2 protein-coding genes are annotated in these 590 nt (G+C 59.0%); one reads left to right on the top strand and one right to left on the bottom strand.

The features are described 5' to 3' along the window. Window positions 1-96 precede the first annotated feature (96 nt). Window positions 97-285: a hypothetical protein gene (locus KP708_RS15495; protein WP_215757254.1), complete on the top strand. Its 189-nt coding sequence runs from the start codon at window positions 97-99 to the stop codon at window positions 283-285. 68 nt (window positions 286-353) lie between these two features. Here KP708_RS15495 and KP708_RS15490 read toward each other — a convergent pair. Continuing rightward, on the bottom strand, window positions 354-590 hold a 237-nt coding region (locus tag KP708_RS15490; RefSeq protein WP_215757253.1), incomplete at its 5' end, for a type II toxin-antitoxin system RelE/ParE family toxin.

The following is a 590-nucleotide window of genomic DNA, read 5'->3' as shown; positions in this document are numbered from 1 at the left end:
GGGGACTGGCGCGGGTGGTGAGCTGAGGGCCTGACAGTTGCCCGGAAGAACCGGCTGCAAGCCTGCGTTCAGAGTGTCGGGGAAAKGGTAGGCTTCATGGCGCAGCAGTTTGAGGAAATGGKTAATGGGGTTCTGCAATACATTTCCCCGTCCGCCCGGTCTGAGTTCGAGGCCGAATGGTCAGAGGCTGTTGAGCGTGGCTATGCGCCAGAATGGAACGGGGTAGGAGACGGGCCGGGTGAGGCGTCCGGCGCATCATCCAACGGACCCTCGCTAGGTATGTGACAGGTCACGAAAATGGGGCAGCGTCCACACTACCCCAGAGGAACTGACTCATATTTGAGGAGGCATAACTAAGCACAAGGAAACACAACTCGAGACGAGTTAGCGGTCGAGCGGTCTTGAGAACTGTGCGAGATGCGCAGGATTTCGACCGTGGAATCGGCGATGCGATAGACGAGTACATACGGCCAGCAGGACACCAGTTCTCGCGTGCCAGGGACAAGGCCCGGTCGGCCTCGTTCAGGTAGATATGCGAGACGGTCACAGGCTGCGACTATCTGAATAGCAACACGGCTTGCGGCTGCGGG

It is taken from the genome of Gluconobacter sp. P5H9_a, from assembly GCF_018812085.1.
Lineage (GTDB): Bacteria > Pseudomonadota > Alphaproteobacteria > Acetobacterales > Acetobacteraceae > Gluconobacter.
Note: the sequence above shows the minus strand (reverse complement) of the source record. Positions and strands in the feature narration are given on the sequence as shown.